Below are 15,049 nucleotides of genomic sequence, written 5' to 3' on the forward strand. Positions count from 1 at the left end.
CTATACAAAGCTAAATAAAATAACCGGTTTTAAACAGTATCTCGCTAATTTTTCTCTGAAAAAGGTATTAATAATTTGTAGTTTTCAATCGGAATGACTAATATTGAACGTTTTATTAAGCGAATTTATGAGTCAGAACCAGATAAAGGAGAATACTATATGAAGAAGATTATCAATCCGTGGAAAGATATGGAGGGGTACAACTGTTTCGGTTGCTCTCCCGACAATGAAGCAGGTGTGAGAATGGAGTTTTATGAGGACGGCGACGAGGTGGTGAGTATCTGGAAGCCGCGTCCGGAGTATCAAGGATGGCTGAATACGTTGCATGGAGGCATCCAATCCGTATTGCTGGATGAAATCTGTGGCTGGGTAGTGTTCCGCAAGTTGCAGACCGGTGGGGTAACATCGAAAATGGAGACCCGATTCCGCAAATCCATATCAACCAACGACGCGCACGTGGTATTGCGGGCTTCGCTTCGGGAGCAGAAACGGAATATTGCCATTATAGAAGCGCATCTGTACAATAGCATGGGAGAACTTTGTACGGAAGCTACATGCACCTACTTCACCTTTCCGAAGGAGAAAGCGGAAGCGGAAATGCATTTTCATAGCTGCGAAGTGGAGCAGGAGGAAATATTGCCGTTGATTTGATTGATTCACCACATATTACACAGATTTGCATAGATTGGAATAAAAATAATCTGTGCAAATCAGTGTAATCTGTGGTGAACTAAGATGAATTTGAAAGAAAAAATAAACTTTTTGTGATAATTTTTTTGGAGTTTCAAACTTTTAGTTTACTTTTGTCGCATTAAAATCCAAAAAATATGAAGAATATCGTTGCACATCATCACCATCATCATCCTAACGAATAACTCGGTGGGCGTATGAGTGTATATGTACAACAGATGACATAACAGACGAGGCTTGCCGAATATTGGTAAGCCTCGTTTTGTTTTCTGTCATCTCATTCAAAATAGTAAATAGTAAATAACCTTATGTTAAGAATTGCAGTACAAGCTAAGGGTCGTCTGTATGACGAGACCATGTCTTTTTTGGGAGAATCGGATATTAAGTTGAGTGCCATGAAGCGTTCGTTGTTGGTGCAGTCATCAAATTTTCCTCTTGAAGTGTTGTTCCTGAGGGATGACGACATTCCGCAGTCTGTGGCTACCGGAGTGGCTGATATAGGAATTGTGGGTGAGAATGAATTTGTTGAGAAGAATGAGGATGCAGAGATAATCAAGCGTCTGGGATTTAGTAAGTGTCGTTTGTCTCTCGCCATGCCGAAGGATATTGAGTATCCGGGGGTGAAGTGGTTTCACGGAAAGAAGATTGCGACATCTTATCCGGGTATCCTTTCCGGCTTTTTGAAAGAGAATGGGGTGAATGCGGAGATACACGTCATTACGGGGTCGGTAGAAGTGGCGCCGGGCATCGGTCTGGCAGATGCCATTTTCGATATTGTAAGTTCCGGTTCTACGCTGGTGAGCAACCGCCTGAAGGAAGTGGAGGTTGTGATGAAGTCCGAAGCCCTGCTGATTGGTAACAGGAACCTGAGCGAGGAAAAGCAAGAGATATTGAGGGAACTGTTGTTCCGTATGGATGCTGTGAAGACAGCCGAAGATAAGAAGTATGTGCTGATGAATGCCCCGAAAGAGAAACTGGATGAGATTGTCTCTGTACTTCCGGGCATGAAGAGCCCCACGGTGATGCCTTTGGCACAAGAAGGCTGGTGCTCGGTACATACCGTACTCGACGAGAAGTGTTTCTGGGAGATTATCGGAAAGTTGAAGGCATTGGGGGCGGAAGGCATTCTGGTGCTGCCGATTGAGAAAATGATAATTTAAAGCCTCGAGGATGTGTCAAAAGTATATAAACGCTTTCTTTATGTTACGACATTAGGTACGAATTACGCGAAATAGCGCGGAATCGGTAAAATGAATCCGTGAAATCCGCGCCTAATAGAAAGTCTTCAGAGAGTTTTGACACACCTCCAATAATATCATGGTTTATGCATAAATCTTTAAAAACATGTCATTATGATATTGATTAGTAATCCCGATAAATCCCAGTGGCAAGAGATCCTGAAACGTCCGGTGATGAATACGGAGAATCTGTTTGATACGGTACGGAGCGTTATTGACCGTGTGAAGGCAGAGGGAGACCGTGCTGTACTGGATTATGAAGAAAAATTTGATAAAGTGGTACTGGCCTCGCTGGCAGTGTTGGAAGAGGAACAGCAGGAAGCGGAAAACCTGGTGAGTGAAGACTTGAAAGCGGCCATTCGCTTGGCAAAGCAGAACATCGAGACTTTCCACGCCGCACAACGTTTTGAGGGCAAGAAGGTGCAGACCCAACCGGGAGTGACCTGCTGGCAGAAAGCGGTTGCCATAGAAAAAGTGGGATTGTATATTCCCGGAGGAACTGCTCCGCTGTTCTCTACGGTACTGATGCTAGCTGTTCCTGCCAAGATTGCCGGATGCAAGGAGATTGTTCTCTGCACCCCTCCGGGACGTGACGGAAAGGTACATCCCGCTGTGCTGTTTGCCGCAAAAGTGGCAGGTGTCAACCGGATTTTCAAGGCTGGCGGCATACAAGCCATTGCCGCTATGGCATACGGAACGGAGAGTGTACCTAAGGTTTACAAGATATTCGGTCCGGGAAATCAGTATGTTACGGCTGCCAAACAGCTTGTGAGCTTGCGTGATGTGGCGATAGATATGCCGGCAGGACCTTCGGAAGTAGAAGTATTGGCTGACGAAACTGCTAATCCGGTTTTTGTTGCTGCCGACTTATTGAGCCAGGCGGAGCACGGAGTGGACAGCCAGGCTGTATTAATCACTACCTCTGTCGAATTGCAACAAGCTGTAAAGGTGGAAGTAGAACGCCAACTAGCCTTACTGCCACGTAAAGAGATTGCCGAAAAGTCTCTTGCCAACAGCAAACTGATTGTTGTGGACAGTATGAAAGAAGCCATCGAACTGACCAACGCATATGCTCCCGAGCATCTTATCATAGAAACCAAAGATTACCTTTCCTTGGCAGAACGTATTGTGAATGCCGGTTCCGTATTCTTGGGTTCCCTCACTCCGGAGAGTGCGGGAGATTATGCTTCGGGCACAAACCACACCTTGCCGACAAACGGCTATGCCAAAGCATACAGCGGTGTCAGCCTCGACAGCTTTATCCGCAAGATAACCTTCCAGGAGATAAAGCCGGAAGGGCTGAATAGCATCGGTCCTGCTATTGAGTTGATGGCTGCCAATGAACAGCTGGATGCGCATAAGAATGCCGTGAGTGTGAGACTTCTTTAATTGATAGTTGATAATGGATAATTATTGTTGTCATTATCTATTATCAATCGTCAATTATCAATCGTTAATTATCCATTATCAACTAATAAAGTGAAAACATTACAAGAACTTACCCGTCCGAATATCTGGCGTCTGAAGCCTTATTCTTCAGCACGTGACGAATATAATGGTGTTGCAGCATCCGTTTTTCTTGATGCAAACGAGAATCCTTATAATATGCCGCACAACCGTTATCCCGATCCTATGCAGCGGGAACTAAAGACAGAATTGTCTAAAATTAAAAAGGTGAGTCCCGATTCCATCTTCTTGGGGAATGGCAGTGACGAAGCTATCGATTTGGTGTTTCGTGCTTTTTGTGAACCCCGTGTGGACAATGTAGTAGCTATAGACCCTACCTATGGCATGTATCAAGTCTGTGCAGATGTCAATGATGTGGAGTATCGTAAGGTGCTGCTTGATGAGGATTTCCAGTTCTCTGCCGACAAGCTTCTGACAGCTGTGGATGAGCATACCAAACTGATTTTTATCTGCTCCCCCAACAATCCCACCGGAAATGATTTGCTCCGTAGCGAGATTGAAACGCTAATCCGTCAGTTTGACGGGCTGGTGATACTGGATGAGGCATACAATGACTTCTCCGAGGCACCTTCCTTGCTCGAAGAATTGGTCAATTATCCAAACCTCATTGTGCTGCAAACCTTCTCCAAAGCATGGGGATGTGCTGCCATCCGTCTGGGTATGGCATTTGCTTCACCGGAGATTATCGGCATCCTCAATAAAATAAAGTATCCCTATAACGTGAACCAGTTGACGCAGAAGCAGGCGATGGAAATGCTTTACCGTTATTATGAAATAGAACGTTGGGTGAAGACGTTGAAGGAAGAACGGGAAATCTTGGAAGCGGAGTTTGCCGTATTGCCATGTACGGTGAAGATGTTCCCCTCCCATGCCAATTTTTTCTTGGCCCGTGTAACGGATGCTGTGAAAATTTACAATTATTTGGTAGGCAAGGGCATTATTGTCCGCAACCGTAATTCTGTTTCACTCTGTGGAAATTGCCTGCGGGTGACAGTAGGAACGAGAGGTGAGAATGAAAAGTTGATTGAAGCGCTGAAAGCATTTACGATTTGAGCATTTATCATTTATGAAGAAAAAAGTTCTTTTTATAGACCGTGACGGAACATTAGTCATTGAGCCGCCGATTGATTATCAGTTAGACTCTCTGGAAAAGTTGGAGTTTTATCCGAAAGTGATGCGTAATCTTGGTTTTATCCGCAGCAAGCTGGATTTTGATTTTGTGATGGTGACCAATCAAGACGGGCTCGGTACAGTTTCCTTTCCGGAAGAGACCTTTTGGCCGGCACACAACCTGATGATGAAGACATTGGAAGGCGAAGGCATCACCTTCGACGATATCTGCATAGATCGAAGCATGCCTGACGACAATGCACCGACCCGCAAGCCGCGTACCGGAATGCTTACCAAGTATCTCGATAACCCGGACTACGATTTGTCCCACAGCTTCGTCATCGGCGACCGATCTACGGATGTGGAACTGGCAAAGAATTTAGGCTGCCGCGCCATTCTTCTGCAAGATGACACGGCATCATTGAAACCCGTTTCCGAAGGTGATGGTGCTGCTTGTGACGGGCTTGAAGATTACTGTGCCCTCTCCACCAAGGATTGGGATAAGGTGGCCGAATTCCTCTTTGCCGGTGAGCGTACAGCGGAAGTACGTCGCGCTACCAAGGAGACAGATATATACGTATCCTTGAATCTGGATGGCGATGGGCATTGCGACATCGCGACCGGACTGGGATTCTTTGACCACATGTTGGAACAGATAGGCAAGCACGGTGGCATAGACCTTACTATCCGTGTGAAAGGTGACCTCGAAGTGGACGAGCATCACACCATTGAAGATACTGCCCTTGCTCTGGGTGAGTGTCTATACCAAGCCTTAGGCAGTAAGCGGGGCATTGAACGCTATGGTTATGCCCTTCCTATGGACGACTGCCTTTGCCAGGTGTGTCTTGACTTTGGTGGACGCCCGTGGCTGGTATGGGATGCCGAGTTCAAGCGCGAGAAGGTAGGAGACATGCCTACAGAAATGTTCCTGCACTTCTTCAAATCCTTGAGTGATGCTGCCCGGATGAATCTTAATGTAAAAGCCGAAGGACAGAACGAACATCATAAGATAGAGGGTATTTTCAAGGCGCTGGCACGTGCATTGAAGATGGCGGTGAAGAGGGATATTTATCACTTTGAACTGCCAAGCTCGAAAGGAGTGCTGTAAAAAGGAAATAGAGGATGAACTGTTCCTCCATCTTCTACATCTTATTAAACTTTTCCGTATCTTTGCCGACGAAAAGGTATACAGACGAAGAATTATGTCACACTTGGCTCCCCTCATAGCTGATTTAGCTCTGATATTGATTTGTGCGGGGATTATGACCCTGCTTTTTAAGAAGTTGAAGCAACCGCTGGTATTAGGATATGTAGTTGCAGGATTCCTTGCCAGCCCTCACATGGCCTATACACCGTCGGTGATTGACACGGCTAATATACAGACTTGGGCGGATATAGGTGTTATTTTCCTGCTGTTTGCACTGGGATTGGAATTCAGTTTCAAGAAGATTGTGAAAGTGGGAGGGGCAGCGATTATTGCTGCGTGTACTATCATCTTTTGTATGATATTGTTGGGTGTGGCTGTAGGTACCGGTTTTGGCTGGAAACGGATGGACTGTATCTTTTTGGGTGGTATGATTGCCATGTCGTCCACCACCATTATCTATAAGGCGTTTGATGATTTAGGGATGCGCAAGAAGCAGTTCACGGGATTGGTGCTCAGTGTGCTTATTCTAGAGGATATTCTTGCCATCGTATTGATGGTGATGCTCTCCACGATGGCAGTCAGTCATAACTTCGAGGGTATGGAGATGTTGGAGAGTATTGCCAAATTGCTGTTCTTTTTGATACTTTGGTTCGTGGTGGGTATTTATCTCATTCCCGGATTGCTGAAGCGGTGCCGGAAGCTGATGAGCGAGGAAACCTTGCTGATTGTATCTCTCGGACTCTGTTTCGGTGTGGTGGTGATGGCTGCGCGTACGGGGTTCTCGGCTGCTTTCGGCGCATTTATTATGGGCTCCATTCTTGCCGAAACAGTAGAGGCGGAGAGCATAGAGCGGTTGGTGAAGCCGGTCAAGGACTTGTTCGGTGCCATCTTCTTCGTATCTGTCGGCATGATGGTAGATCCGGCTATGATTACAGAGTATGCTGGACCTATTATCGTGATTACTTTGGCGGTCATTCTCGGGCAATCCCTCTTCGGTACATTGGGTATGTTGCTGGCAGGGCAACCGCTGAAGACGGCCATGCAGTGCGGTTTCAGTCTGACGCAAATAGGTGAGTTTGCCTTTATCATAGCTTCCCTGGGTGTATCGTTGCGCGTCACCAGTCATTTCTTGTATCCTATCGTGGTGGCGGTGTCTGTCATCACTACTTTCCTAACTCCTTATATGATTCGTTTGGCAGATCCAGCTTCCAATCTTGTGGATACGCATTTACCGGAAAAATGGAGAAAGTTCTTGACCCGCTATGCTTCTGGTTCTCAGACCATGAATCATGAAAGTCTGTGGAGGAAGTTGATTTTTGCATTGGTCAGGATTACGGTTGTATATTCCATCATTTGTGTGGCGGTGATAGCTTTGGCATTCCGTTTTTTGGTGCCTTTTGTACATGAGGGTCTGCCTGGTGGATGGGGCTCTTTGCTGGCTGCCTTTATCATCATTCTGTGTATAGCTCCGTTTCTGCGTGCTATCATGCTTAAAAAGAATCACTCGGAAGAGTTCATGACTTTATGGAGGGATAACCGTGGGAATCGGGCACCGTTGGTGGCTACCATTGTACTGCGTTTACTGCTGGGTGTCTCGTTTGTCATGTTCGTTATAGCTGGTTTATTCAAGATGTCTGTGGGGTTGGTATTTGGAGTGGCGGTGTTATTGGTGACTTTGATGATACTCTCCCGTCAGTTGAAGAAGCAGTCTATCATGATAGAGAGGACATTCTTCCAGAATCTGCGGTACCGCGACATGCGTGCCGAGTATATGGGAGAGAAGAAACCGGAGTATGCGGGGCGTCTGCTTTCACGCGACCTGCACTTGACGGATTTTGAGATTTCCGGTGAGTCGGAATGGGCAGGCAGGACATTGGCAGAGCTGAATTTTGGAAAGAAATACGGCATCCATGTGGTCTCCATTCTTCGGGGCAAGAAACGGATTAATATTCCCGGGGCGTCTGTCCGTCTTTTCCCGCAGGACAAGATACAGGTTATTGCTACGGATGAGGAATTGAACACCTTCGGTCTAGAGATGGATAAAGTATCTGCCATGAATGCGGATGTGATAGAGAAGAGTGAAATGATTCTACGCCAGTTCTATGTGGACGGGCAATCTCCTTTCTTGAACAAGACCTTGAAAGAGGCAGGAATACGGGAGAAATATCACTGCTTGATTGCCGGTGTGGAACGGGGAGGGGAGACCTTGCATGCTCCCGACCCGCATGAACCTTTTGTAGAGGGGGATGTGGTATGGATTGTAGGCGAGAGTGCCGATGTGTACAAACTGGTTGGCCTGAAATGTGAAGGTTTCGACATGGGGTAAGGTGTGCCTCATGAACACTAATCAGAGTTTGTTCAATATTTTGTCCATTACCCAGTTGGTAAGAGTAGCGCTTTCGCCGTCACAGTTGCAGATTGACTTGCCCAGTAGGTGGTCTACCACTGCTTGAATAAGCGGTTGTTGGACGTAGGTGGGATTTTCGACAATGATTTCTTCACGTCCTCTTTCTGTGTGTAGCGCAATGGGGGCATAAGTAAACACGGAGAAACAAATCATGCCTTTGTCTCCAATGATTTCTATACGATCTTCGCGGGCAGATTCGTGGGCGACAAAACACCAAGAACCGCTGCCCACCAGTCCGTTGTCAAACTGGAAACATGCGCTTAGGGTGTCCTCGGCAGGATATAGTCCGCCACGGTTGCTCTTGTATCCGCTGGCTTCGAGGATGCATCCGAAGATTTCCTGTAACAAATCTATCTGGTGGGGTGCAAGATCATAAAAGTATCCTCCACCGGCAATGTCCGGTTGCACACGCCACGGTAGGTTTTCCTTGTTATGGTCGAGGTCGCGGGGAGGCTGGGCAAAACGGATTTGAATGTTGATGACGTTGCCAATGTGCCCCTCCTCGACCAGTGACTTTACCTTTAGGAAGTAGGGCAGATAGCGGCGGTAATATGCAACAAAACATGGAACACCCGTTTCTTTGGAAATGCGGTTGATGCGGCAGCATTCTTCGTAGGTAACGGCCATCGGCTTCTCTATGTAGACTGGTTTTCCTGCCTTCATGGACATGATGGCGTACGTAGCATGTGAAGAAGGAGGAGTGGCAATGTACACAGCGTTCACCTCATCGTCATCAATCAGCTCCTGGGCATCGTCATACCATTTGGGAATTCCTCTTTCTTTGGCATAGGTCTTGGCCTTGTCGCCATTTCGGCTCATGACGGCTACTACTTCAGAGTTTTCTATTTTCTGAAATGCCGGTCCACTTTTGTATTTGGTCACTTCTCCGCAACCGATGAATCCCCATTTTATTATTCTCTCGCTCATAATCTTTCTCTTATTTTACTCTTCCTCAAAATCGAATTCAAAGTCGAAATCATCCAGAAATTCCGGCTCCGTAAATTCTTCCAGACTCCGGCGGTCTTTTTTCGTTGGCCGTCCAGTACCTTTGGCGCGGTTGACAAAACCGCTGACACGGCTCATCTCCAGCAGTTCATATTGTTCCGGAGTCGTTGCATTCTCCATCATTTCGGCCACTAATTTTGCGCCGACACGCTTTTCGATGGGTTGCAGTACTTTGAAAGAGTAGGTGACGGGGGGCTTGCGCACCTGGATGATGTCTCCCGGTTTCACTGTACGGGCAGCCTTTGCCAGTGCGCCATTGATGCTGATGCGTCCTTTTTTGCAAGCTTCGGCGGCTATGGTACGCGTCTTGAAGATGCGTACGGCCCACATCCATTTGTCAATTCTGGCTTCGTTCATTTCTTGTTATATTGATTCATGGTGATATCTATGCCCGCCAAGCAGAAACTTTTGATGATTTCTCCGGCTGTTTCCAGTCTCTCGTCCATTGTTTTCCAATCTTCATCGGTAAAATGTCCCAACACATAGTCAATCTGTCCGCCACGGGGAAAGTCATTGCCGATGCCGAAACGCAGGCGTGCATAATTCTGGGTTCCCAGAGTTGCTGCAATATGTTTAAGGCCGTTATGTCCCGCATCGCTTCCCTTACTTTTTAGGCGCAGTGTGCCGAAAGGTAGTGCAAGGTCATCTACTACTATCAATACATTCTCCAATGGAATGTTTTCCTTTTGCATCCAGTAGCGTACGGCGTTGCCGCTGAGGTTCATAAAGGTAGAAGGCTTCAGCAGTAACAGTTGGCGTCCTTTGACTGACAGTGTTGCGGTGAAGCCATAACGTCCGTCGGTAAAAGTGGCACCTGCTGCTTTGGCTAGAGTATCTGCTACCATGAATCCGATGTTGTGGCGGGTCTCATGATATTCGGGGCCGATATTGCCCAATCCTACAATTAAATATTTCATTATCAGTGATTCAAGTCAATTATCTTTCTTCCTTAAGAGGGAAATGAGCAGTAAAAAAAGAACGCGGACTATCGCAACTTTCCGCGGAAATCAGTATGAAATCTGCGTTGGCTGCGTTAATCCGCGTTCCCGAATATTTAGTCTTTTTTGGAAAGAATCGATTAGTTACCTGCAGCAGCGGCGGCACCTCTTGCAGCACGAGTCAGCTTAACGGCGCATACAACAGCCTCTTTGGCATTCAGCAATTCCAATCCTTCGTATTGCAATTCGCCAACTTTGACAGTCTTACCAAGTCCCAAGTGAGCAACGTTAATAGTCAGTCTTTCAGGAATTACGTTATACAAAGCTTTTACTTTCAGCTTGCGCATCTGGAGTACCAGCTTACCACCGGCCTTAACACCTTCTGCCAAACCTTCCATCTGCACTGGAACTTCCATGACAATGGGCTTAGCCTCGTCGATTTGATAAAAGTCAACGTGCAGGATAGTGTCCTTTACGGGGTGGAATTGGATATCTTTCATAATGGCATTTACTTTTTTGCCATCAATCACCAAGTCTACTACGTAGATGTGCGGAGTGTAAACCAAGTTACGCAGACCTTCTGCAGGTACAGTAAAGTGAACATTTTCACCTGCACCATAAAGTACACAAGGTACACCGTTGTTTTTACGGATAGCTTTCAAAGCTCTTGCTTGTTCCGAAGAACGTTCTGCAATTGTTCTTGCAGTTCCTTTTACTTCAATTGATCTCATTTTTTAATTGTGTTACTCTAAATTAAGTATTATTTTTGCTTAATTCACCATCACACGATGTGGCTTGCCACACGATGTTGCAAAAAAGCGGTGCAAAATTACAGCTTCTTTTTGAATTTTCAAAAGTTTATAACTTAAAATTCAATGTCTATTTTGATTTCTTCGTCCAGAGGATAGGTTTTTTCTTCTTGCGGCACTTCTTCTTTGGACGTTTCGGGAGCTTCTATCTCGTCGTCAGCGGCATGTCTTGTGTAGCAACCCTGCTGTTCCTGGATAAAGCCGATGGCCTGCTGGAGTCCGTTCATGAACTTTTCAAAATCTTCTTTGTATAGAAAGATTTTGTGCTTTTCGAAACTTACTTGCGAGTCGTCTCCCTCGCCCATCACAATTTTTTTGCTTTCCGTAATGGCGAGAAACATTTCGTCTTTTCTGTTTTTCTTGACGTCTAAATAGTAGATGCGCTTACCTGCTTTGATGGATTGGGAGAATACGATCTCCTTGTCGTTCATGTCCGGTGCGTTTTTCTTCTTAAAGTCTTCCATATTATAATAGGTCTCAAATTTGATATTATCACCTTAAAACTTGTATCTCGTAGCTTTTAGCTCTTTATCGGGCTCAAAATTGACGATTTTTTTTAAACTGTCAAAAGAAAAAGGCCGGATATTCAATATCTGCATTAAAAAATGTGATTTATTTATGTAAACTCATTAAAATTGTCTACTTTTGCACCTTGTTAAAACACTAGTATTTACTTTAGAATTATGATCAACAGAGTTCTTATTCGTCTTAAGATTATACAGATTGTATATGCTTATTATCAGAATGGCAGTAAAAATTTAGACTCAGCGGAGAAAGAATTGTTCTTTAGCCTTTCAAAGGCATACGACCTCTACAACTACCTGCTGATGCTGATGATAGCTTTGACGAACTACGCACAAAAACGTATTGATGCGGCAAAAGCTAAGCTGGCTCCTACTGCCGAGGAGTTGTATCCCAACATGAAATTTGTGGAAAACAAGTTCATAGCCCAGTTGGAAGTGAACAAACAGTTGACGGAATTCATCGCCAACCAAAAACGTACATGGGCCAATGATGAGGATTTCGTTAAGGGATTGTATGAGAAAATTGTGGAATCTGATATATATAAGGAATATATGGCTTCTTCGGACGATTCTTACGAATGCGACCGTGAATTGTGGAGAAAGCTGTATAAGACTTTTGTCTTCAACAACGAAGCTTTGGACAATGTGCTCGAAGACCAGAGTCTCTACTGGAATGACGACAAGGAGATTGTGGATACTTTCGTGCTGAAAACTGTCAAGCGTTTCGAAGAGAAGAATGGTGCCAACCAGGAGCTTCTGCCAGAGTTCAAGGATGAGGAAGACCAGGAATTTGCACGCCGTTTGTTCCGCCGTACTATTTTGAACTGTGACTATTACCGTCACCTTATCAGCGAGAATACCCGTAATTGGGACTTGGACCGTGTAGCCTTTATGGATGTTGTAATCATGCAGAGTGCCTTGGCCGAAATATTAAGTTTCCCGAACATTCCGGTGAGTGTTTCGTTAAACGAATATGTGGATATTGCCAAAGTTTACAGCACGGCCAAAAGCGGTAGTTTTGTAAACGGTACATTGGACGGAATAGTTAATCAATTGAAAAAAGAAGGTAAGTTGACGAAAAACTAATACCTTTGTTTAATAATAGAAACCAAAACTGAGTATTTATGAACTTAATGACTGTATTTTTCCTGCAAGCTCCCGTTGCAGGCCCAGCTGCTAATGGTAGCATGATGTGGATTATGCTGATAGCCATGTTCGTTATAATGTATTTCTTTATGATTCGTCCTCAAAACAAGAAGCAAAAGGAAATAGCAAACTTCCGTAAATCGCTTCAAGTGAATCAGAAAGTAATCACAGCCGGTGGTATCCATGGTGTTATCAAGGAAATCAACGACAATGACGTGGTGCTTGAAATCGCTTCTAACGTTAAGATTCGTATAGACAAGAATTCTATTTTTGCTGCAGCTGCTGATGCGAACAGCAGTCAGGCATCTAAATAATGGAATGTGAGCCTATGTTTGAACGTAGGAACATACAACGTACATATCTGAGGATATCAAGAGAAGTGAAGGACTTTCTGCTTAGCGATAAAAGCAGAGAGTTCTTCATTTTTTTGTTTTTCTTCTTTGTAGCCGGTGGCTTCTGGCTCTTGCAGACCTTGAACAACGACTATGAGGCGGACTTTTCCATACCGGTGCGACTGAAGGGAGTGCCTAATAATGTGGTGATTACCTCTGAACCTGCTTCAGAACTCCGCATCAAGGTAAAAGATAAGGGAACGGTACTGCTCAACTACATGTTGGGAAAGAGCTTTTATCCCGTGATTCTCGATTATGCCGATTATAAGGGCGTGGATAATCAAGTAAGGATATATCCCCCGCAGTTTGAAAAGAAAGTGCTGAACCAGTTGAATGCCTCTACCCGCTTGCTTTCCATGAAGCCGGACACATTGGAGTACATCTACTCGACGGGAGCTTCCAAACTGGTTCCGGTGAAGTTGCGCGGCACATTGAGTGCTGGGCGTGAGTATTACCTTTCGGATACGATATTCAGTCCCGATTCCGTATTGGTGTATGCACCGCAAGGCGTGTTGGATACGATTACTGTTGCTTGTACGCAACCGGTGAAGCTGGAAGATATATCGGATACCTTGAGGCAGCAAGTCTCTCTGCGTATTCAGAAAGGTGTGAAGTTTGTGCCTTCTTCCATCGAGATGATGCTTCCGGTGGATATTTATACGGAAAAGACAGTGGAGGTGCCGTTGCGTGGCGTTAACTTTCCTGCCGACAAGGTGCTACGTGCTTTCCCTTCCAAGGTACAGGTTACGTTTCAGGTCGGTCTGAGTCATTTCAGGCAGATTAACGCTGATGATTTTCATATTTACGTATCTTATGAGGAACTGCTTCGTCTGGGGTCTGACAAGTATACGGTAAAGATTAAGAATCTGCCGAAAGGGGTGAGTCAGGTGCGCTTCAATCCGGCACAGGTGGATTTCCTGATAGAGCAAGTTTCTCCTGATTATGGCGATTAAAATAGGTATAACCGGTGGTATCGGTAGCGGAAAAAGTATGGTATCCCGGCTGCTGGAAGTACTGGGTGTTCCCGTCTATATCTCGGACTTGGAGACGAAAAGGCTGATGGCATCCGATTTATTTATCCGTGAGGAGTTATCTGCCTTGCTTGGTGCGGAAGTTTATGCCGGTGGCACGCTGAACAAGCCTTTGTTGGCGTCTTATCTTTTCAGCAGTCCGGAGCATGCCAAAGAAATCAACGGTATCGTTCATCCTCGTGTAAAGGAGGATTTCAGGCGGTGGGCACAATGCCACGCTGCTTCTGCTATTGTCGGCATAGAATCGGCCATCCTGGTTGAAGCGGGTTTTACGGGTGAAGTGGATGCCATTGTCATGGTCTATGCACCCGAAGAGGTGCGCATTTCACGCGCCGTCCGGCGGGATGCTTCCTCGCGTGAGTTGATAGAAAAGCGTGTCCGTAGCCAGATGGACGACGAAGAAAAGCGTAAATATGCAGATTTCGTCATTGTAAATGATGGTGAAACTCCATTGATTCCGCAAGTTTTAGAGCTAATCGGTTCTTTCTCTGAAAAAATGCACTATCTGTTACGAAAATAGGTATCTCCTTCATGATAAAAATAAGCACGCTTATTTTGTATTGTCTTCGGCTTACATTATCTTTGCCCCCCAAAAAAATAACTACTAATCATCAAAACAGAATATATTATGTTGAAGACAATTTTGACTATTTCCGGTAAACCGGGATTATATAAGCTTGTTTCCCAGGGAAAAAATATGTTGATTGTAGAGTCGCTTGCAGACAAGAAGCGTTTCCCTGCCTATGGTAATGAGAAGATTACTTCTTTGGGCGATATCGCCATGTATACAGATACGGAAGATGTTCCTTTGAAGGAAGTGTTTCTTTCCATGAAGAAAAAGGAAAACGGTGCTGCCGTAGCGATGGATTTGAAGAAAGCTACTGCCGACGACTTGCGTGCTTACCTGGCAGAGGTGTTGCCTACCTTCGACCGCGACCGCGTATATCCGTCCGACATCAAGAAACTGATTGCTTGGTATAATCTGCTGGTGGCAAGCGGTATGACGGATTTTGAAGGAACTCCTGCAGCAGAAACGAAAGAGGAAAGCAAGGCCGAGTAACCGGAGAAGGATTGAAATACAAAATAAAATGAGGTTGTGTCAAAATGCTGGCACAACCTTTTTTTATGCGCAAAGCCCGGACTTT

At 45.4% G+C, this 15,049-nt stretch carries 16 protein-coding genes; 11 read left to right on the forward strand and 5 right to left on the reverse strand.

Annotated features, from left to right (window positions below; genetic code table 11):
- The first annotated feature begins 159 nt into the window (after positions 1 to 159).
- From E5355_RS11925 to E5355_RS11950, 6 genes are all read left to right on the forward strand, one after another.
- Complete coding sequence (locus E5355_RS11925) at positions 160 to 651, forward strand: PaaI family thioesterase (protein WP_136010562.1); 492 nt, start codon at positions 160 to 162, stop codon at positions 649 to 651.
- 347 nt (positions 652 to 998) lie between these two features.
- Entirely contained in the window at positions 999 to 1,850 is an 852-nt protein-coding gene (gene hisG, locus E5355_RS11930; RefSeq protein ID WP_005832724.1) for an ATP phosphoribosyltransferase, read from the forward strand.
- A 192-nt stretch (positions 1,851 to 2,042) separates the two neighbouring features.
- Complete coding sequence (gene hisD, locus E5355_RS11935; RefSeq protein ID WP_136010563.1) at positions 2,043 to 3,317, forward strand: histidinol dehydrogenase; 1,275 nt, start codon at positions 2,043 to 2,045, stop codon at positions 3,315 to 3,317.
- Positions 3,318 to 3,407: 90 nt separating this feature from the next.
- A complete protein-coding gene (hisC, locus tag E5355_RS11940) occupies positions 3,408 to 4,448 on the forward strand; it encodes a histidinol-phosphate transaminase (protein WP_136010564.1) in 1,041 nt (346 codons plus the stop codon).
- Positions 4,449 to 4,461: 13 nt separating this feature from the next.
- Complete coding sequence (gene hisB, locus E5355_RS11945) at positions 4,462 to 5,613, forward strand: bifunctional histidinol-phosphatase/imidazoleglycerol-phosphate dehydratase HisB (protein ID WP_136010565.1); 1,152 nt, start codon at positions 4,462 to 4,464, stop codon at positions 5,611 to 5,613.
- A gap of 94 nt (positions 5,614 to 5,707) precedes the next feature.
- The gene (locus E5355_RS11950; protein ID WP_136010566.1) at positions 5,708 to 7,978 is read left to right on the forward strand and encodes a cation:proton antiporter; all 2,271 of its coding nucleotides are present in this window, start codon (positions 5,708 to 5,710) and stop codon (positions 7,976 to 7,978) included.
- 21 nt (positions 7,979 to 7,999) lie between these two features.
- On the opposite strand, the gene E5355_RS11955 is transcribed toward E5355_RS11950, so the two are convergent.
- The 5 genes from E5355_RS11955 to E5355_RS11975 all read right to left on the reverse strand — a co-directional run bounded on the left by E5355_RS11955 (position 8,000) and on the right by E5355_RS11975 (position 11,275).
- Positions 8,000 to 8,986, reverse strand: a complete 987-nt coding sequence (locus E5355_RS11955; protein WP_016272843.1) for a Gfo/Idh/MocA family protein — start codon at positions 8,984 to 8,986, stop codon at positions 8,000 to 8,002.
- A 15-nt stretch (positions 8,987 to 9,001) separates the two neighbouring features.
- Complete coding sequence (locus E5355_RS11960; protein ID WP_136010567.1) at positions 9,002 to 9,421, reverse strand: RNA-binding S4 domain-containing protein; 420 nt, start codon at positions 9,419 to 9,421, stop codon at positions 9,002 to 9,004.
- Positions 9,418 to 9,981: an aminoacyl-tRNA hydrolase gene (gene pth, locus E5355_RS11965; RefSeq protein WP_016272841.1), complete on the reverse strand. Its 564-nt coding sequence runs from the start codon at positions 9,979 to 9,981 to the stop codon at positions 9,418 to 9,420. Before pth ends, E5355_RS11960 begins: the two co-directional genes overlap by 4 nt.
- Before the next feature lie 161 nt (positions 9,982 to 10,142).
- The gene (locus E5355_RS11970; RefSeq protein WP_016272840.1) at positions 10,143 to 10,733 is read right to left on the reverse strand and encodes a 50S ribosomal protein L25/general stress protein Ctc; all 591 of its coding nucleotides are present in this window, start codon (positions 10,731 to 10,733) and stop codon (positions 10,143 to 10,145) included.
- 134 nt (positions 10,734 to 10,867) lie between these two features.
- Positions 10,868 to 11,275, reverse strand: a complete 408-nt coding sequence (locus E5355_RS11975; RefSeq protein WP_016272839.1) for a PUR family DNA/RNA-binding protein — start codon at positions 11,273 to 11,275, stop codon at positions 10,868 to 10,870.
- A 219-nt stretch (positions 11,276 to 11,494) separates the two neighbouring features.
- Between E5355_RS11975 and nusB the strand changes: the two genes are divergently transcribed.
- The 5 genes from nusB (at position 11,495) to E5355_RS12000 (ending at position 14,964) form a co-directional block, all read left to right on the forward strand.
- Entirely contained in the window at positions 11,495 to 12,421 is a 927-nt protein-coding gene (gene nusB / locus E5355_RS11980; protein ID WP_016272837.1) for a transcription antitermination factor NusB, read from the forward strand.
- A 38-nt stretch (positions 12,422 to 12,459) separates the two neighbouring features.
- The gene (gene yajC / locus E5355_RS11985; RefSeq protein WP_016272836.1) at positions 12,460 to 12,795 is read left to right on the forward strand and encodes a preprotein translocase subunit YajC; all 336 of its coding nucleotides are present in this window, start codon (positions 12,460 to 12,462) and stop codon (positions 12,793 to 12,795) included.
- A 14-nt stretch (positions 12,796 to 12,809) separates the two neighbouring features.
- Positions 12,810 to 13,826: a YbbR-like domain-containing protein gene (locus tag E5355_RS11990; protein ID WP_016272835.1), complete on the forward strand. Its 1,017-nt coding sequence runs from the start codon at positions 12,810 to 12,812 to the stop codon at positions 13,824 to 13,826.
- Positions 13,816 to 14,424, forward strand: coding sequence for a dephospho-CoA kinase (coaE, locus tag E5355_RS11995; RefSeq protein ID WP_016272834.1), 609 nt, complete (start codon positions 13,816 to 13,818; stop codon positions 14,422 to 14,424). The genes E5355_RS11990 and coaE overlap by 11 nt, the downstream gene beginning before the upstream one ends.
- A gap of 108 nt (positions 14,425 to 14,532) precedes the next feature.
- Positions 14,533 to 14,964 carry a DUF5606 domain-containing protein gene (locus E5355_RS12000; protein WP_016272833.1) on the forward strand — a complete coding sequence of 144 codons (432 nt, stop codon included), beginning with the start codon at positions 14,533 to 14,535 and terminating at the stop codon, positions 14,962 to 14,964.
- The last annotated feature ends 85 nt before the right edge of the window (positions 14,965 to 15,049 follow it).

This window comes from Bacteroides muris (ex Afrizal et al. 2022) (assembly GCF_004793475.1).
GTDB lineage: Bacteria > Bacteroidota > Bacteroidia > Bacteroidales > Bacteroidaceae > Bacteroides > Bacteroides muris.